19 protein-coding genes are annotated in these 17357 nt (G+C 66.7%); 11 read left to right on the top strand and 8 right to left on the bottom strand.

What is annotated here, in order from left to right; translation table 11 throughout:
• Position 1: 1 nt before the first annotated feature.
• A complete protein-coding gene (locus V9K97_RS02990; RefSeq protein WP_337316108.1) occupies positions 2 to 652 on the bottom strand; it encodes a TetR/AcrR family transcriptional regulator in 651 nt (216 codons plus the stop codon).
• 75 nt (positions 653 to 727) lie between these two features.
• On the opposite strand from V9K97_RS02990, the gene V9K97_RS02985 reads away from it, so the two are divergent.
• Positions 728 to 1306, top strand: a complete 579-nt coding sequence (locus V9K97_RS02985; RefSeq protein ID WP_337316106.1) for a redoxin domain-containing protein — start codon at positions 728 to 730, stop codon at positions 1304 to 1306.
• Here the strand turns inward: V9K97_RS02985 and V9K97_RS02980 are convergent.
• From V9K97_RS02980 to V9K97_RS02965, 4 genes are all read right to left on the bottom strand, one after another.
• Positions 1303 to 2097, bottom strand: a complete 795-nt coding sequence (locus tag V9K97_RS02980) for a phytanoyl-CoA dioxygenase family protein (protein WP_337316104.1) — start codon at positions 2095 to 2097, stop codon at positions 1303 to 1305. The genes V9K97_RS02985 and V9K97_RS02980 overlap by 4 nt on opposite strands.
• A gap of 62 nt (positions 2098 to 2159) precedes the next feature.
• Positions 2160 to 2846 (bottom strand): YceH family protein, encoded by a 687-nt coding sequence (locus V9K97_RS02975; protein WP_337316101.1) that lies wholly within the window; start codon positions 2844 to 2846, stop codon positions 2160 to 2162.
• 43 nt (positions 2847 to 2889) lie between these two features.
• Positions 2890 to 3624 (bottom strand): phosphodiester glycosidase family protein, encoded by a 735-nt coding sequence (locus V9K97_RS02970; protein WP_337316099.1) that lies wholly within the window; start codon positions 3622 to 3624, stop codon positions 2890 to 2892.
• A gap of 25 nt (positions 3625 to 3649) precedes the next feature.
• Complete coding sequence (locus tag V9K97_RS02965; protein ID WP_258502016.1) at positions 3650 to 4681, bottom strand: isocitrate/isopropylmalate dehydrogenase family protein; 1032 nt, start codon at positions 4679 to 4681, stop codon at positions 3650 to 3652.
• Positions 4682 to 4986: 305 nt separating this feature from the next.
• On the opposite strand from V9K97_RS02965, the gene metG reads away from it, so the two are divergent.
• The 3 genes from metG (at position 4987) to V9K97_RS02950 (ending at position 9074) form a co-directional block, all read left to right on the top strand.
• A complete protein-coding gene (gene metG, locus V9K97_RS02960) occupies positions 4987 to 7089 on the top strand; it encodes a methionine--tRNA ligase (protein ID WP_337316097.1) in 2103 nt (700 codons plus the stop codon).
• 19 nt (positions 7090 to 7108) lie between these two features.
• Positions 7109 to 7306 carry a hypothetical protein gene (locus V9K97_RS02955; RefSeq protein ID WP_337316095.1) on the top strand — a complete coding sequence of 66 codons (198 nt, stop codon included), beginning with the start codon at positions 7109 to 7111 and terminating at the stop codon, positions 7304 to 7306.
• Positions 7307 to 7397: 91 nt separating this feature from the next.
• Positions 7398 to 9074, top strand: coding sequence for a SulP family inorganic anion transporter (locus tag V9K97_RS02950; protein ID WP_337316093.1), 1677 nt, complete (start codon positions 7398 to 7400; stop codon positions 9072 to 9074).
• A 3-nt stretch (positions 9075 to 9077) separates the two neighbouring features.
• Here the strand turns inward: V9K97_RS02950 and V9K97_RS02945 are convergent, their stop codons facing one another.
• Entirely contained in the window at positions 9078 to 9581 is a 504-nt protein-coding gene (locus tag V9K97_RS02945; protein ID WP_337316091.1) for an outer membrane protein assembly factor BamE, read from the bottom strand.
• 39 nt (positions 9582 to 9620) lie between these two features.
• On the opposite strand from V9K97_RS02945, the gene V9K97_RS02940 reads away from it, so the two are divergent.
• The 7 genes from V9K97_RS02940 to V9K97_RS02910 all read left to right on the top strand — a co-directional run bounded on the left by V9K97_RS02940 (position 9621) and on the right by V9K97_RS02910 (position 15208).
• On the top strand, positions 9621 to 9827 hold the full coding sequence (locus V9K97_RS02940) for a DUF3460 family protein (RefSeq protein ID WP_126748409.1): 207 nt from the start codon (positions 9621 to 9623) through the stop codon (positions 9825 to 9827).
• A gap of 70 nt (positions 9828 to 9897) precedes the next feature.
• A complete protein-coding gene (locus tag V9K97_RS02935; protein WP_337297154.1) occupies positions 9898 to 10734 on the top strand; it encodes a segregation and condensation protein A in 837 nt (278 codons plus the stop codon).
• A gap of 32 nt (positions 10735 to 10766) precedes the next feature.
• Positions 10767 to 12350: an L-aspartate oxidase gene (gene nadB, locus V9K97_RS02930; protein WP_337316470.1), complete on the top strand. Its 1584-nt coding sequence runs from the start codon at positions 10767 to 10769 to the stop codon at positions 12348 to 12350.
• A 74-nt stretch (positions 12351 to 12424) separates the two neighbouring features.
• Positions 12425 to 13327 carry a 3-methyl-2-oxobutanoate hydroxymethyltransferase gene (panB, locus tag V9K97_RS02925; protein ID WP_337316089.1) on the top strand — a complete coding sequence of 301 codons (903 nt, stop codon included), beginning with the start codon at positions 12425 to 12427 and terminating at the stop codon, positions 13325 to 13327.
• A gap of 12 nt (positions 13328 to 13339) precedes the next feature.
• A complete protein-coding gene (gene panC, locus V9K97_RS02920) occupies positions 13340 to 14191 on the top strand; it encodes a pantoate--beta-alanine ligase (RefSeq protein ID WP_337316088.1) in 852 nt (283 codons plus the stop codon).
• Complete coding sequence (gene queE / locus V9K97_RS02915) at positions 14188 to 14826, top strand: 7-carboxy-7-deazaguanine synthase (protein ID WP_337316086.1); 639 nt, start codon at positions 14188 to 14190, stop codon at positions 14824 to 14826. Before panC ends, queE begins: the two co-directional genes overlap by 4 nt.
• A gap of 19 nt (positions 14827 to 14845) precedes the next feature.
• Positions 14846 to 15208 carry a 6-carboxytetrahydropterin synthase gene (locus tag V9K97_RS02910; RefSeq protein ID WP_258502028.1) on the top strand — a complete coding sequence of 121 codons (363 nt, stop codon included), beginning with the start codon at positions 14846 to 14848 and terminating at the stop codon, positions 15206 to 15208.
• A gap of 130 nt (positions 15209 to 15338) precedes the next feature.
• Here the strand turns inward: V9K97_RS02910 and nadA are convergent, their stop codons facing one another.
• Positions 15339 to 16460 (bottom strand): quinolinate synthase NadA, encoded by a 1122-nt coding sequence (nadA, locus tag V9K97_RS02905; RefSeq protein WP_337316084.1) that lies wholly within the window; start codon positions 16458 to 16460, stop codon positions 15339 to 15341.
• An 11-nt stretch (positions 16461 to 16471) separates the two neighbouring features.
• Positions 16472 to 17350: a carboxylating nicotinate-nucleotide diphosphorylase gene (gene nadC, locus V9K97_RS02900; RefSeq protein ID WP_337316083.1), complete on the bottom strand. Its 879-nt coding sequence runs from the start codon at positions 17348 to 17350 to the stop codon at positions 16472 to 16474.
• Positions 17351 to 17357: the final 7 nt, after the last annotated feature.

Raw genomic sequence — 17357 nt, 5'->3', positions numbered from 1 at the left:
GTCAGCGCCTGCCGCCGCCGTTTGCGGACAGGCCCGCCAAAAGCAGATCCAGGCTCGCATGAAATTCGCTGTCGGCCGTGCTGCCTGCGGCCGCATTCGCAATGTCGATCAGGTGCGCGAAACGCTCCTTTGGCAAGGCCCTGAAGCGCGCGATGGTGAGCTCCGCCGATTCCGCGGCCTGCAGCGCCAGCGGGCCCGCCAGCTCGGCTTGCGCAAGCCCCGTGATCAGCGCCGACACCGCGCGGAATGCGACGAGCAACCCCTCCCCCGAGCGCCCGCTGCGGGCCAGCGCACGCAGCATCGCCTCGGTCACCTCGAACACCGCCGGCGACCGGCTTCGACGCGTGAGGATCAGCGGAATGGCATGCGGATGCGCCCGCACCGCCTGCCACAACGCCGTGGCAATCGCCCGGACCTCGTCCTGCCATTGCGCATAGTTGACAAGCGGCCAGCGCGCCTCGCCGATCACCGCCTCCACCACCAGCAGATCGATGTCCTCGCGCTGCTTCACGTAGTTGTAGAGCGTCATGGCGCCCGTGCCGAGTTCGGCGGCAAGCGCGCGCATGGAAAGCCCTGCGAGCCCTTCCCTGTCGACAAGGGCCAGTGCGGCGGCCTGGAGCTGCGAATGTGTGAATTTGGCGGGTCGTCCCATGGAGGCGGATGTTGACGCAGTTTGAAAGAGGCGAGTATATTTGAATACGTACATCGTACGTTTAAGGAAATTCAAATGAAACTCGCGCCCGGGGATGTGGCCCCCGCCATTGCCGCAAGCACCATCCATGGCAAACCGGTCGAAATTCCGGACCCGACGTCGCGCTACGTGCACCTGCAGTTCCGCCGGTTCGCGGGCTGCCCCGTGTGCAACTTCCATCTGCTCACCATGGGCAGGCGCCAGGCGGAAATTGCCGACGCTGGAATTCGCCAGGTTGTCTTCTTTCATTCGTCGCGCGAAGAAATGCTCAAGTACCAGGCGCAGCTACCGTTCGACTGCGTTGCCGATGCAAGCAAGAAGCACTTCAAGGCGTTCGGGGTCAAAACGTCCGTGCGGGCGCTGCTGAACCCCCGCGTCTTCTGGAGCGGGCTGCGGTGGGTGTTGGCGGCCAGGCGCTTCTACACAAAGGCCGAGAACGGCATCTTCGGCCTGCCTGCGGACTTTCTGGTGGATGCGGAAGGCCGCGTCGTGGCCTGCAAGTACGGCGCGCATGCGGACGACCATTGGGAGGTCGGCGAATTGCTGCAGCTGGCCAGCAAGGAGCAGCAGCCTGCTCAGGCGGCGCCGGTCATGGCGCCTGCATTGCCCGTCTAGCCGCCCACCGCCCGCACGATCGCTTCTTCTACAGGGCAGCGCGCCTGCGGCGGCGCATCGAGATTGAACGGTTGCGCCGGCAGCAGCGGCGGCTGGGCCATGAAACGCGGCCGCGTGCCGCGGTGCGGCTGGGCCGAATGCACCAGGAACGGATGGCACAGGTACACGGTGCCCGCCGCCCCCGTCGCCAGCACCTCGGGCCGCGAGGCGGACTCGGCAAAGCCGTTGCGCGCCAGTTCACCGAGTGACAGGCCTTCCTCGCCCGCGGGCATCAGCATTCGGGCGATGTCGGCATGCGAGCCGGCGCGAATGCGCGTGGGCGCGTCGTCCTCGTCCACATCCGAAAACAGGAAGAGCATCAGCAGTGCCCGCCCCTTGGAGCGAAGGTTCGCGCGCCATGACATGAAGTCCGGGTTCTCCAACCCGAAGCTCACATCGATGTGCCAGCCGGCGTCGCCCGGATCTTCGGCAGAAGGAAAGCGCACGGGAAAGGTGCCCATGCTGCGGCACGGCTGCCACCGGCCGGGGCCGACGAGCAGGTTGAAGGCCTCGTGCAGGAGCGGTGTATTGGCGGCCTCGACGAAAGGCCTCTGCGGGTACATGCCGAGCCTGACAACAGGCTTGGTCCAGGTCGAAGGATCGTCCGGATTGCATCCGGTATCCCGCCAGAGAATCGTGCGGGCCTCTTCTGCGAGTTCGCGTGAAAAGGCGTTGTCGATGCGCAGGAATCCGTCGCGGATGAAGGCTACGAAGCGCGGGTCGTTCGCGGGAAAAATCGGATGATCAGGCATGTCGATTGATTGATCGAGGCCGAAAAACAACGAGCAAAGAGGTTCGCGAGGCGGCGCACCCGCTACCCCGCCGCGGAGATCCCGAGTTCGGAACACACCCGCCCCACCAGTGCCTTCAGCGACGCAAGCTCGGCTTCGAGCCGCGCCACGTTGGCCTTGAGCGCTGCGAGCTCGCCGAGCGACGCATCGTGCGGCGCGTAGGCACCATCGGCCGAAGCGCCGCCAGGTCCGGCGACCTCTTCCGCCGGCGCACCGCTCAGCAGATGCGCCCAGCGGCTTTCGCGCGCCCCGGGCAGGCGCGCGAGCTTGACGACCAGCGCGCCGGCTGGCCGTTCAGCGAGTTCGTCGAGAAAGCCCTCGACCGACGAGATGTCGGCAAAGCTGTGCATGCGGTCGCAGGCAATGCGCAGCTCGCCGGCCGTTTGCGGGCCGCGCAGCATCAGCACGGTGAGCAAGATGACCGACTGCGAGGGAATGCGCAGCACGCGGTCGATGTTGTGCTCGTAGCGAAAGGCGCGGCCGCCGCTGGTTTCCGCCACCAGGCTGTAGCCCTTCAGGCTGTCGATGGCGGCCTGCACCTGTGCCTCGCTCAGGTCGAGCACGGGGTTGCGGCTGGTCTTCTGGTTGCAGCCCGATACCAGCGAATTGAGCGTGAGCGGATAGCTGTCGGGCACGGTGCGCTGCTTTTCGGCCAGCACGCCGAGCACGCGGGTTTCGACAAGCGAAAGAATGGGTAAGGCCTGGGTCATGACTCGGAAATTCTGAATGAAAACATTGGCGGCAAAGGCCGGCTCACGGTGCGGTCACGCCGAGTATCGGACCCAGCTCCCTCGTGAGATCGCTGCGCCGCAAGGCAAGCGAGTACAGCGCCGACACGGTGCCGTCGAGGTAGAGCGCATCGCGGCAATGCAGCACGTCGCGAAAGTAGAGGGCGAACTCGTAGAAGTTCACCGGCTGCTCGCTGATCACGAACATTGCCGTGTGGCCCGATACGCCCACGCCGTTGCGGATCTTGCGCGAGTCCGAATGTGGAATGAAGGCCGGATGCACCACGCCATGGCGCAGCAGCAGGGGGCCCGATTGGGTCGCCAGCCGAACACCGCTCTTCGAAAGCGCCGGATATTCCGACGATTCGACCACGCGCGGCCCGGCATCGGACACCAGGAAAACGCCGTTCGGCTTGAGAAAGAAGTTGCCCGCGCCCCCCGACAGGTTGAGCGGCGAAATCTCGCGTCCCTCCTGCACCAGCAGGCCGACCGGCGAAAAGTCGGCGTGGTACATGCCGGCATTCATCGCGAACAGCAGTTGCCGGTTGCGCCCCGCTAGCCAGGCTTCGAGGCGTTCGAGGCTCTTGAACTCGACGCCCGTGTCATCGCGCAGGAACAGCTCGAGCCGTTCCGTGCGCAGGTCGACCCTGACGACGGTGTAGCGCGGCGGATCTTCCACGGCGGCTGCCGCGCTGGCCATGCCGGCGGCGCTGGCCACGCCGGCCGCGCAGAGCGCCAGCAGGAGCAGCAGCTTTCTCATGAAGTAATGGAAAGCCGCCTCCGCCTCAGCCGTTCTGGATGCGGCTGACCAGCGCCTTGGTGAACCCCGCCGTGTTGGCGGTGCCGCCGAGGTCGCCGGTGCGCACCTTGTCGATGTTGAGCGTGTCGTCGATGGCCTTGCGCAGGCGCGTGGCCAGGTCGGGCAGCTTGACGTGCTCGAGCATCAGCGCGGCGGCCAGCAGCAGCGCGGTCGGATTGGCAATGCCCTTGCCGGCGATGTCGGGGGCGGAGCCGTGCACGGCCTCGAAGATCGCGGCATCGGCGCCGATGTTGGCCCCCGGTGCCATGCCCAGGCCGCCGACCAGACCGGCCACCAGGTCGGAGAGGATGTCCCCGAACAGGTTGGTGGTCACCAGCATGTCGAACTGCCACGGGTTGAGCACCAGCTTCATGGCGCAGGCGTCGACGATGATCGAGTCGAGCTCGAACTTGCCCTTGTATTTCCGTTCGTACAGATCGAGGCCCGTCTCCAGGAAGAGGCCCGTCAGCACCTTCATGATGTTGGCCTTGTGGACCAGCGTGACCTTCTTGCGGCCCGTGGCAATGGCAGTCTCGAACGCGTACTCGAGCAGGCGAAGGCAGCCCTGGCGCGTGTTGATGCCGGTGGCCATGCCCACGGCGTGCGGGTCTCCGTCGATGCGCACATAGTGCTCGTGGCCGATGTAGAGGCCCTCGAGGTTTTCACGCACGACCATCAGGTCGATCTTGTCGAAACGGCCGCCCGGAACAATGGTGCGGGCGGGGCGCAGGTTGGCGTACAGCTGGAATTCTTCGCGCAGGCGCACGTTCGACGAGCGGTAGCCGCCGCCCGACGGGGTTTCGAGCGGGCCCTTGAGCGCCAGGCGGGTGCGGCGGATGCTGTCCAGCGTGGCCTGGGGCAGCGGATCGCCCGAGGCCTTGACGCCGCCGAGGCCGGCAATCTGGCGGTCCCACTCGAACGGGGCCTTCAGCGCATCGAAAGCCGCCAGCGTGGCGTCGACGATTTCGGGGCCGATGCCATCGCCGGGGATCAGGGTTGCGGGAATGGGGCTGGTCATCGGAAAACTCGCTTTCTGTGTATCTATCTTGTATATCTCTTCGCCATATCAGGAGGGAGCGTTGGCGAAATGCGCGGCATGGAGCATACGTCGCGCCGGAGACACCCCGCCGGCTTTCGGGTCACTCGGGGTCCGGCAGCTCGTATTTGCGGCGCGGCGGCGAAGCCGTAATCCCGGCCAATCGGGCGGTGAGATCGGCGGCATTGGGCAGGGTGCGATGCAGCCACCTAAAATGCCCGGTTCCCGGAAGCAGCCCCAGGCCGCCTCTGAAGCCAGTCAGCCACTCCCCGAAAGCGCCCTCCCCGATGTCCGCCCCGCGCAAGCTCTTCGTTACCACCGCCCTGCCGTATGCCAACGGCAAGTTCCATATCGGCCACATGATGGAATACATCCAGGCCGACATCTGGGTGCGGAACCAGCGAATGAATGGCGCCGAGGTCAACTTCGTCTGCGCCGACGACGCGCATGGCGCGGCCATCACCATTGCGGCCGACAAGGCCGGTGTGACGCCGCAGGCCTTCGTGGCCGAGATCGCCGCGGGCCGCAAGCCCTACCTGGACGGCTACTACATCTCGTTCGACAACTGGCACTCGACCGACGCGCCCGAGAACCACCAGCTCGCGCAGGACATCTACCGCGACCTGCGCGCCAACGGCCTCATCGAAACCAAGAGCGTCGAGCAGTTCTACGACCCGGCCAAGGGCATGTTCCTGGCCGACCGCTTTATCAAGGGCGAGTGCCCGAACTGCCACGCCAAGGACCAGTACGGCGACAACTGCGAGGTGTGCGGCGCCGTGTACGCGCCCACCGAGCTGATCAACCCGTACTCGGCCCTGTCGGGCGCCAAGCCGGAACTGCGCAGTTCCGAGCACTTCTTCTTCAAGCTCTCGGACCCGCGCTGCGAGGCCTACCTGAAGGACTGGACCGCGGCCCCCGGCCATGTGCAACCCGAGGTGCAGAACAAGATCCGCGAGTGGCTCTACAAGGACGACGAAGGCAAGGGCGGCCTGGGCGATTGGGACATCAGCCGCGATGCGCCCTACTTCGGCATCGAGATTCCCGATGCGCCGGGCAAGTACTTCTACGTGTGGCTCGACGCGCCCGTGGGCTACCTTGCCTCGCTGAAGAACCTGCTCGACAAGCGCTGCATCGAGCTCGGCGGCGACGGCATCTCGTACACCGAGTACATGGCCGACCCCGACCTGGAGCAGGTGCACTTCATCGGCAAGGACATCATCACCTTCCACACCCTCTTCTGGCCCGCGATGCTGCATTTCAGCGGCCGCAAGGCGCCCGATGCGGTGTACGTGCACGGCCACCTGACGGTGAGCGGCGAAAAGATGAGCAAGAGCCGCGGCACCGGCATCGACCCGCTCAAGTACCTCTCGATCGGCCTCGACCCCGAATGGCTGCGCTACTACATCGCGGCCAAGCTCAACGGCCGCAACGAAGACATCGACTTCAACCCCGAAGACTTCGTGGCGCGCGTTAACAGCGACCTGGTCGGCAAGTACATCAACATTGCGAGCCGCGCGGCCGGCTTCATCGGCAAGCGCTTCGGCGGCAAGCTGGGCGAAATTTCAGCCGACGGCGACGCGCTGCTGTTTGCGCTGCGCGATGCGGCGCCGCAACTGCATTCGCTGTACGACGGCCGCGACTACGCCCGCGCGCTGCGCGAGGTGATGGCGCTGGCCGACAAGGTGAACGAGTACGTCGACCAGAACAAGCCCTGGGAACTGGCCAAGAAAGAAGGCCAGGAGGCGCGCCTGCACGACGTGTGCACCGTGTGCATCGAGGCTTTCCGCCTGCTCACGCTGTACCTGAAGCCGGTGCTGCCGGCGCTTGCCGTCAACGTCGAGGCCTTCCTCAAGATTGCGCCGCTGACCTGGGCCGATGCCGCGCAGGCGCTGCCGGTCGGTCATGCCATCGGCGAATACAAGCACCTGATGCAGCGTGCCGACGCGAAGATGGTCGACCAGCTGTTCGATGCGCCCGAGCCGGTAGCGGCAGCGGCAACGGCCATTGAAGCCACCACCGGTGCGCTGCCCGGCGGCGAGGCCATTGCGCCCACCATCACCATCGACGACTTCGCGAAGATCGACCTGCGCATCGCGAAAATCGTGGCCTGCGAGAAGGTCGAAGGCTCGACCAAGCTGCTGCGCCTGACGCTCGATGCGGGCGAGGAAAAGACGCGAAACGTGTTCAGCGGCATCGCCTCGGCCTACCAGCCCGAGCAGCTCGTGGGCAAGCTCACGGTTCTGGTCGCCAACCTGGCGCCGCGCAAGATGAAGTTCGGCATCAGCGAAGGCATGGTGCTGGCCGCCAGCCATGCCGACGAAAAGACCAACCCCGGCATCCACGTGCTCGAACCCTGGCCCGGCGCCACGCCCGGCATGCGGGTTCGCTGATTTGCTAGAGGACCGCACCATGCTGAAGCGCACCATCCTTGTGTTGTCATTCGCGGCCATGCTGAACGGCTGCGCGGTGGTGACCGTGGCAGGTACCGCCGTGAGCGTGGGTGCCGGCGCGGTGGGCCTGGCCGCCGATGCCGCCATCGGCACCGCGCGCATCACCGGCAAGGCCGTGGGCGCGGCGGCCGACGCGATGATTCCCGACAGCGACTGAGCCCGGCCGAGCGATCAGCGGGCGGGTGACGCCGCCAGCCCCGGCTGGGCGGCGTACGGTGCCGAGGAAGCGGGGTACACAATGGATGCCCATGCATTCACCGCTGAACATCACCCGCTTCCGCCCACGCCTGCTGGACGCCATGGCGGGCTACGACCGGGGACGCTTCTTCAAGGATCTGGGCGCGGGCGCCACCGTCGGCATCGTGGCGCTGCCGCTGGCCATGGCCTTTGCCATCGCCTCCGGGCTCAAGCCCGAAGCTGGCATCTGGACGGCGATCATCGCGGGCTTCCTGATCTCGCTCCTGGGCGGCTCGGCGGTGCAGATCGGCGGGCCGGCCGGCGCTTTCATCGTGATAGTCTACGGCATCGTCGAACGCTACGGCCTTGCCAACCTGCTGATATCGACCGCCTGCGCCGGCGTGCTGCTGTTCGCGGCGGGGCTGTTCGGGCTCGGCCGGCTGGTGCGCTTCGTGCCGCTGTCGATCGTGGTCGGGTTCACCAACGGCATCGCGGTGCTCATTCTTCTGTCGCAGCTCAAGGACCTGCTCGGGCTCACGGTGGAGAAGATGCCGGCCGACGTGTTCTCGCAGCTGCACGCCATGGCGCTGCAGATCGGCACCTTCAACCCCTACGCCTTCGCGCTGGGGCTGGCCTGCGTGGCCGGGCTGATGGTCTGGCCGCTGCTGCTGCAAGGTGAATCGAAGGTGGGCCATGCGGTGCAGCGGCTCGCGGGGCGCATTGCGCGCACACGGGCGGTGCGGGTGGGCGCGCGCATGCCGGGGCCCATCGTCGCGCTGGTCACCCTCACGCTGGTGTCATGGGGTTTCGAGCTGCCGGTGGAAACCATCGGCACGCGCTTCGGCGGCATTCCCGAAGGCTTGCCGACGTTCGCGCTGCCCGATTTCTCGTGGGAAACGGTCAAGCAGCTGGTCACGCCCACGCTGACCATCGCGCTGCTGGGTGCCATCGAGTCGCTGCTGTGCGCCCGCGTGGCCGACCAGATCAGCGGACAGCCGCGCCACGACCCGAACCAGGAACTGATGGCGCAAGGCATTGCCAACCTGGTGACGCCGTTCTTCGGCGGCATGCCCGCCACCGGCACCATCGCGCGCACCGTGACCAACATCCGCTCGGGCGGCAATTCGCCTATCGCCGGCATCGTGCATGCGGTCACGCTCATGGTGGTCGTGCTGCTGGCGGCGCCGCTGGCGCGCCATGTGCCGCTAGCGGTGCTGGCGGGCATTCTGGTGTTCGTGGGCCTGAACATGGGCGAATGGCGCGAGTTCACGCCCGGCCAGCTGCGGCACTTCAGCCGGCATTACCGGCTGCTGATGCTCGGCACTTTTTTTCTCACCGTCGTTTTCGACCTGACGGTGGCGGTGCAGGTGGGCATTGTGCTGGCCTGCGCGCTATTCATCCGGCGCATGAGCGGGCTTTTCAGCGTCGAGCTGGTCACCCTGCAGCCGCCGGTGCTCACCTATCGGATGTACGGCGCGCTGTTCTTCGGCGCGGCAGCCAAGCTCGATGAAGCAGTGAACGCGGCCGAGAGCGCGCCACGCGGCATGACGGTGGTGCTCGATGCCACGCACCTCATCTACCTGGACGCGACCGGGGTCGATGCGCTGCGGCAATTGCATCGGGCGGTGCTGGCGCGCGACGGGCTGCTGCGGTTGGAGTCGCTGCAGCCGCAGCCGCTCGAGGTGATCGTGCGTTCGGGCTTTGCCGATGAGCTGACGAGCGGCCGGCTGCACGACGCCGAAGGCTAGTTCTCAGTTTGCCTCCGTGCCCCGGTCGGGCGAGGAGCCGCTGCGCACCACGCGCTGGTCGTCGTTGAGCGTGGCGGTAAACACCATCGGCGAATTGGGCGGCTGCACCCAGCGCCATTCCCATTCGGTTTCGCGCTTGAGCGCATAGGGCGTGACCTTGGCGGGCTTGCCGAGCAGCTTGCGCAGGTCTTCCATCATCATGCCGGGCTGCACCTTGGCAAAGTTCTCGGGCGTGAGCACCTGGCGCAGCGCGCTCATCTTGCCGTCGGCGCCGATGGTGATCATGTAGTTTTTCTGGCCCTGCGGCTGGCGGTTGTACTCGAGCACGCGGCCGTTCGGCACGTCCCAGATGTTCTCGGGCTCGCCGAACCGGGCCCGCACATCGGCCTCGGTGGACACGCCTTCTTCCAGTTCGTCGATGCGCTGCGGGTCGCATCCCGCAAGCCCCATAACCGCCGCCAGCAAGGCCGCTGCCGTGCCGATCCGCCACTGTTGTCGTCGCTTCATGCCATCCCCGGTAAAATTCGCGCTACAAAGGTCCAGTCTATGTCCATCTTCCGCCGCCCCCACTACACCTCCGAGATCACCAGCTTCATCGAGGAGATGAAAGAAAAGAAGCCGACGCTGGAAGCCGAACAGCGCGCCGGCCGGGCCCTGCTGTGGGACAAACACCTCGACCGCAGCCTGCTCGAGGAATACAGCGAAGCCCGCGTGCCGCAGCAGCCGTACGTCTACCAGACCCAAAGCAAGTAATGGTGCCCAGCCGGCATCCATCGTTGGCCGTCATCGCGCCTGCAGCTATTGAAATGATAGCAAGCGCCCGATGAAGGACAACGAGGACAACGACACGCTCGTGGCCAGCATGCCCGAGGTGGTCGACCAGGTCGCGCTCGCCAGGCTCTATGGCGAGCCGTTGTTCGCGATGCCGAAGGACCTGTACATCCCGCCCGAGGCGCTGCAGGTTTTTTTGGAGGCCTTCGAAGGCCCGCTGGACTTGCTGCTCTACCTCATCAGGAAGCAGAACTTCAACATTCTCGACATCCCGATGGCGGGGCTCACGCGGCAATACCTGAGCTACGTCGACGAGATTCGCCAGACCAACCTGGAGCTCGCGGCCGAGTACCTCCTGATGGCCGCGATGCTGATCGAGATCAAGTCGCGCATGCTGCTGCCGCCCAAGAAGGTGGCCGACGGCGAAGAGGCCGAAGACCCGCGCGCGGAGCTGGTGCGCCGCCTGCTCGAATACGAGCAGACCAAGCTGCAGGCCGCCGCCATCAGCGCCATGCCGACCTACGGTCGCGACTTCTGGAAGGGGCAGGTCTACATCGAGCAATCGCTCAAGCCCCGCTTCCCGGACGTGAACGTGGTCGAGCTGCGCGACGCGTGGGCCGACATCATGAAGCGCGCCAAGCTCATTCAGCACCACAAGATTTCGCGCGAAGAACTCAACGTGCGCGAGCACATGAGCATCGTGCTGCGGCACCTGCAGGGGCAGCGCTTCGTCGAGTTCGAAAAGCTGTTCGACGTGTCTCGCGGCGCGCCGGTGCTGATCGTCACCTTCATCGCGATGCTCGAGCTTGCGAAGGAAACGCTGATCGACATCACGCAGGCCGAAGCCTTCGCGCCCATTTACGTGCGGCTGGCGTACTCGCCGGCCTGAGCTTTCCGGCTTTCGCCCCCGTGAACTCCGCCGTGCGCGACTTCGACGTCCTCATCGTCGGCAGCGGCCTCGCAGGCCTCTCGGCGGCGCTGCACCTGGCGCCGACGCACCGCGTGGCGGTGCTGACCAAGCGCGCACTGAACGATGGCTCCAGCGCCTGGGCGCAGGGCGGCATTGCCGCCGTGCTGGCCGCGGGCGACAGCTTCGACGCGCATGTGGAAGACACGCTGGTGGCCGGCGCCGGGCTCTGCGACCCCGAGGCCACGCGCTTCGTCGTCGAGCATGCGCCCGAGGCCATCGACTGGCTGCGCGAACTTGGCGTGCCGTTTTCCGCAGAAGCCGACGGCGGGCTGCACCTGACGCGCGAAGGCGGCCACAGCCAGCGCCGCATCGTGCATGTGACGGACGCCACCGGCGCGGCCGTGCAGCAGACGCTGATCGAGCGCGTGCGCCGCACGCCGAGCATCACCCTCTTCGAGCACCACACGCTGGTCGACCTGATCACCGGGCCCAAGCTGGGGCTGGCCGACCCGGCTTGCCTGGGCCTGTACGCGCTGGACGACGAGACCGACGAGGTGCTGAGCTTTCGCGCGCCGCACACCATCCTGGCGACGGGCGGTGCGGGCAAGGTCTACCTGTACACGACCAATCCGGATACGGCCACGGGCGACGGCATTGCCGCGGCCTGGCGCGCGGGCTGCCGGGTTTCGAACATGGAGTTCATCCAGTTCCACCCCACGTGCCTGTACCACCCGCATGCGAAGTCCTTCCTGATCAGCGAAGCGGTGCGCGGCGAAGGCGGGCTGCTGAAGCTGCCCGAATCGGCGGGAGGCACCCGCTTCATGCCCCAGCACGACGAGCGCGCCGAACTCGCGCCGCGCGACGTGGTGGCGCGCGCCATCGACTTCGAGATGAAGAAGCACGGCCTGGACTGCGTGTACCTGGACATCTCGCACCAGAGCCCGGCGTTTCTGAACGAGCACTTTCCCAACATCCTCGCGCGCTGCGCGGAGCTGGGCATCGACATCACGCAGGAGCCCATTCCCGTGGTGCCGGCCGCCCACTACACATGCGGCGGCGTGCTGAGCGACCTGGCCGGCCACACCGATGTGCCGGGCCTCTACGCCATCGGCGAGACCGCCTGCACCGGCCTGCACGGCGCAAATCGCCTCGCGAGCAACTCGTTGGTCGAATGCATGGTGTTCGCGCGCGCGGCAGCCGGCGCCATTGCGGCAGCCCCGGCGCGCAGCAGCGTCGATCTGCCGCAGTGGGACGACAGCCGCGTGACCGATGCCGACGAAGCCGTGGTCATTTCCCACAACTGGGAAGAGCTTCGGCGCTTCATGTGGGACTACGTGGGCATCGTGCGCACCAACAAGCGGCTGGAGCGCGCAAGCCACCGCATTGCGTTGCTGCAGGCCGAGATCCACGAGTTCTACGCCCACTTTCACGTGACGCGCGACCTGCTGGAACTGCGCAACCTGGTGCAGGTGGCCGAACTCATCGTGCGCTCGGCGCAGGCCCGGCATGAAAGCCGCGGGCTGCATTTCAGCCGGGACTATCCTTCGCTTGCCGAGCCCTCCGCGCCGACGGTATTGACGCCGCCGGCCCGCTGACCGCCCCACCCGCTTTAGCTTTTTCTTCATTCAAGGATGCCCGGCCACCGACGCCCGCAGGGAGAAACCCAACCATGTCGAACACCACCGCAACCCCTTCGTCCGAGACGCCGGCGGCCGCCACGCCCTACGGCACGCTGCCCCCGGCCTCGCCACCCGCATCGCGCAAGCCCGTGAGCCTGCCGCGCCTGGCCGACATGCATGCGCGCGGCGAGAAGATCTCGATGCTCACCGCCTACGACGCCACCTTTGCGGCCATGGCCGACGCGGCGGGCGTCGATTGCCTGCTGGTGGGGGATTCGCTCGGCATGGTCTGCCAGGGCCTGAACAGCACTGTGGGCGTGAGCCTGGACACCATGCGCTATCACACCGACAGCGTCTCGCGCGGCCTGCGCCGCGTGCAGGGCACGGCCTGGCTGATTGCCGACCTGCCCTTCGGCAGCTACCAGGAATCGCGCGAACAGGCCCTGCGCAGTGCCACCGTGCTGATGCAGGCGGGCGCGCACATGGTCAAGCTCGAAGGCGGCGGCTGGACCACGGAGACGGTGCGCTTTCTGGTCGAGCGCGGCATTCCGGTGTGTGCGCACCTGGGCCTGACGCCGCAGACCGTGCATGCGCTGGGCGGCTACCGCGTTCAGGGCAAGGGCGATGCAGCCGGCGCGCTGCTGAAGCAGCATGCACACGCATTGCAGGATGCCGGCGCCGCGATGCTGGTACTCGAAATGGTGCCGGCCGCGCTGGCCGCCGAGCTCACCGCTGAACTGAAGCACTGCGCCACCATCGGTATCGGCGCGGGCAAGGGCACCGCCGGCCAGGTGCTGGTGTTGCACGACATGCTGGGCATCAACCTCGGCAAGATGCCGAAGTTCGTGCGCAACTTCATGGCCGATTCCTCGAGCATCGCGCAGGCCCTCGAAGCCTATGTGCGCGCGGTGAAGGACGGCAGCTTTCCCGACGATCAATTGCACGCCTGGTAAGGAGCACAGACCATGTACATCGCACACACCATCGCCGAGCTGCGCGAGCACCTTTCGGCTTTCAAGCGCCCGGCCTTCGTGCCCACCATGGGCAACCTGCACGACGGCCACCTGGCGCTGATCGAACAGGCCAGGCCACTGGGCGACGTGACGGTGGCGAGCATCTTCGTCAACCGGCTGCAATTCCTGCCGCATGAAGATTTCGACACCTATCCGCGCACCTGGGACAGCGACTGCGAGAAGCTGCGCGCCGCCGGCTGCAACGTGCTGTTCGCGCCGGACGAAAAAGCGCTCTACCCCGAGCCGCAGACCTGCAAGGTGCACCCGGACCCGGCGCTGGCCGACATCCTCGAGGGCCACTTCCGCCCCGGCTTCTTCATCGGCGTGTGCACGGTGGTGATGAAGCTCTTCCAGTGCGTGCAGCCGCGCGTGGCCGTGTTCGGCAAGAAGGACTACCAGCAGCTCATGATGATCCGCCACATGGTGCGGCAGTTCGCGCTGCCCATCGAGATCGTCGGCAGCGAAACCTTCCGCGCCGACGACGGCCTGGCGCTGTCGTCGCGCAACGGCTACCTGAGCGAAACCGAGCGCGCGGAGGCCGTGCAGCTCTCGAAAGCGCTGAAGGCCATGGCCGCGGCCGTGCAAGCCGGCGAGCGCGATTTGGCCGCAATCGAAGCGCGGGCAATGCAGACGCTCACGGAGCGCGGCTGGCAACCGGACTATCTTGTGCTGAGGCGCCGCGCCGACCTGCAGGCGCCCACTTTCGGGCTGGCCGGCGAGCCGCTCGTGGCGCTGGCCGCGGCGCGGTTGGGCGCTACGCGGCTGATCGACAACCTCGAGATCGAAAACCCGGCTTCTTCATGACCTACAGCGTCAAGGAAATCTTCTACACCCTGCAGGGCGAAGGCGGCCAGGCGGGCATGCCGGCCGTGTTCTGCCGCTTTGCGGGCTGCAACCTGTGGACGGGCCGCGAGGAAGATCGCGATACGGCCGTCTGCCGCTTCTGCGATACCGATTTCGTGGGCACCGACGGCACGCTCGGCGGCAAGTTCAAGACCGCCGATCTGCTGGCCGACACCATCGCTGCGCAATGGCCGGCCGGCGATGCCGAGCACCGGCTGGTGGTGCTCACCGGCGGCGAGCCGCTGCTGCAGGTGGACGCGGCGCTGGTCGACGCGCTGCATGCGCGGCGCTTTCGCATTGCCGTGGAAAGCAACGGCACGGTCGCGGCGCCCGAGGGCATCGACTGGCTCTGCATCAGCCCCAAGGCCGGTGCGCCCTGGGTTCAGCAGCGCGGGCAAGAGCTGAAGCTGGTGTGGCCGCAGGCCGAATTCGACCTCGACACCATGGCGCGCACGGGTGAGTTCACGCATCGCTTTTTGCAGCCGATGGACGGGCCCGACCGCGTGGCCAACACCGAACTGTGCATTGCCGAGTGCATGCGACAGCCCGCATGGCGCCTCAGCGTGCAGACCCACAAGATCACCGGAATCCGCTGAGCGCGGAGAGATTTTTCAGATGCGATTCACCATCAGCCAACGCTTTTTCTTCGATGCCGCCCACACCCTGAAGCGCGACATCGAGGTGGAAGGCAGCCGCCGTATTCACGGCCACACGTACCACGCCGAAGTGTGGCTCGCGGGCCAGCGCGATCCCATCACAGGCATGGTGGTCGACCTGGGGCTGCTGCGCCGCCGGCTGGACGACGTGCGCGAGTTGCTGGACCATCACCTGCTGGACGACGTGGAGGGGCTGCATCCGCCGACGCTGGAGAACCTGTGCCTGTTCATTGCGGACGCGCTGCCGGATTTTCGCGCTTCACTCGCGCGGGTGCGCGTGTGGAGAGAGGCGCTGGGGGACAGCTGCACGCTGGAGTTCTAGGGTTTTGCTCCCTCCCCTTCCGGGGGAGGGTTGGGGTGGGGGCAAGCAGCCTTCACATCGCCGTCGGCCCGTTCGGCGCCGCGAGCCCCCATCCCAGCCTTCCCCCAGAGGGGGAAGGAGCAATGCGGGGTCAGGCGGCGCCTATGCCTGCCACCAGGCTTCCAGGCGCCTGGCCATTCTTGAGGCCCGCCGTAAACGCCAGCATCCGGTCAATCGGCACCCGCGCCCGCAACCCCAGCGCCGGGTCCACCTGAATCTCACCCGCGCCCGTTTCCAGCGCATTCGCCAGCTCCACCAGTCCGTTCATCGCCATCCAAGGGCAATGCGCGCAGCTTTTGCAGGTGCCCCCATTGCCCGCCGTCGGCGCCTCGATGAAAGTCTTGCCCGGGTTCAGCGTGCGCAGCTTGTGCAGCATCCCGCTATCGGTGGCAACGATGAACTCCTTCGCGTCCATGCGCTGCGCCGCACTCAAAATGGCCGAGGTGGAACCCACCGCATCGGCGAGCGCAATCACGTCGGCCGGCGACTCCGGGTGCACCAGCACCTTTGCAGCGGGGTGCGCCTTCTTCAGCAGGTCAAGCTCCAGCGCCTTGAACTCGTCATGCACGATGCAGGCGCCGTTCCAGCTGACCATGTCGGCGCCGGTCTGGCGCTGGATGTAGTCGCCCAGGTGGCGGTCCGGGCCCCAAAGAATCTTGCGGCCTTGCGCATGCAGCGCGCTCACCACGTCGAGCGCGCAGCTGGAGGTGACGAGCCAATCGGCGCGCGCCTTCACGGCCGCGCTGGTGTTGGCGTAGACGACCACGGTGCGGTCGGGGTGCTGGTCGCAGAACGCGCTGAACTCATCGACCGGGCAGCCGAGATCGAGCGAGCAATTCGCGTCCAGGTCGGGCATGAGCACGCGCTTTTCGGGCGAGAGGATCTTGGCGGTCTCGCCCATGAAGCGCACGCCCGACACCACCAGCGTCTGCGCGGCGTGGTCGCGGCCGAAGCGCGCCATTTCGAGCGAATCGCTCACGATGCCGCCGGTTTCCTCGGCCAGGTCCTGCAGGTCCGGGTGCACGTAGAAGTGCGACACCATCACTGCATTGCGCTCGCGCAGCAGGCGGCGAATGCGCTCCTTCAGGGCGATGCGTTCGTCGGGCGAGGGTTCGGGCGGCACACGCGCCCAGGCGTGGCGGGTGTCGCAGGCCGATCCGGCTTCGGCCACCGGTTGTTCGTAGTCGACGTCGATGACGAAAGAAGAAGCCACGGCCGCCGTCCTCAGCTTTCCTGGAATCGCATCGAAAAATCGATGGCCTTCACATCCTTGGTGAGCGCGCCGACCGAGATGCGGTCCACCCCGGTTTCAGCCAGGGTGCGCAGGCCTTCGAGCGTGACGCCGCCCGATATTTCGAGCACGGCCTTGCGTTCGTTGCCGGCCGTGTCGTTGATGCGAACGGCTTCGCGCAGCGTGGGCAGGTCCATGTTGTCGAGCAGCACCATGCGCGCGCCCGCATCCAAGGCCTCGCGCAGTTGCGCCAGCGTTTCGACCTCGACTTCGACAAAGGCCGCGCGATCCGCCACCGGTGCCACTGCACACAGCGCCGCAGCCACGCCGCCGGCCGCCGCAATGTGGTTTTCCTTGATGAGCACCGCGTCGTAAAGACCGATGCGGTGGTTCACGCCGCCGCCGGTGCGCACCGCGTACTTCTGCGCCAGGCGCAGGCCCGGCAAGGTCTTGCGGGTGTCGACAATGCTGGCGCGCGTGCCGCGAACGGCGTCGGCATAAATCGCGGTCTTGGTCGCAACCGCACTCAGCAGCTGAAGAAAATTGAGCGCGGTGCGCTCGGCCGTCAGCAGTGCGCGGGCCGAGCCTTCGATTTCAAGCACCGTCTGGTCGGCCGCGCAGCGTTCGCCCTCGCCGCACAGCCATTCAATGCGAGCTTGCGGATCGAGCTGCCGCACGGTGGCTTCGACCCAGGGCGCGCCGCACAGCACGGCCGATTCGCGCGCCAGCACGCGGGCGCGAGCCCGGCGGCCCGGGTCGACCAGCGATGCAGTCAAGTCACCGTCCGCCACGTCTTCCTGCAACGCGCGTGCGGCATCGGCTTGGGCCAGCGCGGCCAAGGCCGGCGCCGAAAAATCAAAGCGAGGGCTCATGGCTCTT

Origin of the sequence: Variovorax sp. CCNWLW186 (assembly GCF_037203865.1) — a bacterium.
GTDB lineage: Bacteria > Pseudomonadota > Gammaproteobacteria > Burkholderiales > Burkholderiaceae_C > Variovorax.
The sequence above is the reverse complement of the archived record's forward strand: the minus strand, read 5'-3'. Positions and strand labels throughout refer to the sequence as shown.

Bases quoted from the DNA above. Each gene is read 5' to 3' on its own strand.
- V9K97_RS02980 (WP_337316104.1), bottom strand. From the start codon at position 2,097: ATGCCTGATCATCCGATTTTTCCCGCGAACGACCCGCGCTTCGTAGCC.
- queE (WP_337316086.1), top strand. From the start codon at position 14,188: ATGACCTACAGCGTCAAGGAAATCTTCTACACCCTGCAGGGCGAAGGC.
- V9K97_RS02940 (WP_126748409.1), top strand. From the start codon at position 9,621: ATGTCCATCTTCCGCCGCCCCCACTACACCTCCGAGATCACCAGCTTC.
- panB (WP_337316089.1), top strand. From the start codon at position 12,425: ATGTCGAACACCACCGCAACCCCTTCGTCCGAGACGCCGGCGGCCGCC.
- nadC (WP_337316083.1), bottom strand. From the start codon at position 17,350: ATGAGCCCTCGCTTTGATTTTTCGGCGCCGGCCTTGGCCGCGCTGGCC.
- V9K97_RS02955 (WP_337316095.1), top strand. From the start codon at position 7,109: ATGCTGAAGCGCACCATCCTTGTGTTGTCATTCGCGGCCATGCTGAAC.
- V9K97_RS02970 (WP_337316099.1), bottom strand. From the start codon at position 3,624: ATGAGAAAGCTGCTGCTCCTGCTGGCGCTCTGCGCGGCCGGCGTGGCC.
- panC (WP_337316088.1), top strand. From the start codon at position 13,340: ATGTACATCGCACACACCATCGCCGAGCTGCGCGAGCACCTTTCGGCT.
- V9K97_RS02990 (WP_337316108.1), bottom strand. From the start codon at position 652: ATGGGACGACCCGCCAAATTCACACATTCGCAGCTCCAGGCCGCCGCA.
- V9K97_RS02910 (WP_258502028.1), top strand. From the start codon at position 14,846: ATGCGATTCACCATCAGCCAACGCTTTTTCTTCGATGCCGCCCACACC.
- V9K97_RS02935 (WP_337297154.1), top strand. From the start codon at position 9,898: ATGAAGGACAACGAGGACAACGACACGCTCGTGGCCAGCATGCCCGAG.
- metG (WP_337316097.1), top strand. From the start codon at position 4,987: ATGTCCGCCCCGCGCAAGCTCTTCGTTACCACCGCCCTGCCGTATGCC.
- V9K97_RS02945 (WP_337316091.1), bottom strand. From the start codon at position 9,581: ATGAAGCGACGACAACAGTGGCGGATCGGCACGGCAGCGGCCTTGCTG.
- V9K97_RS02985 (WP_337316106.1), top strand. From the start codon at position 728: ATGAAACTCGCGCCCGGGGATGTGGCCCCCGCCATTGCCGCAAGCACC.
- V9K97_RS02975 (WP_337316101.1), bottom strand. From the start codon at position 2,846: ATGACCCAGGCCTTACCCATTCTTTCGCTTGTCGAAACCCGCGTGCTC.
- V9K97_RS02950 (WP_337316093.1), top strand. From the start codon at position 7,398: ATGCATTCACCGCTGAACATCACCCGCTTCCGCCCACGCCTGCTGGAC.
- V9K97_RS02965 (WP_258502016.1), bottom strand. From the start codon at position 4,681: ATGACCAGCCCCATTCCCGCAACCCTGATCCCCGGCGATGGCATCGGC.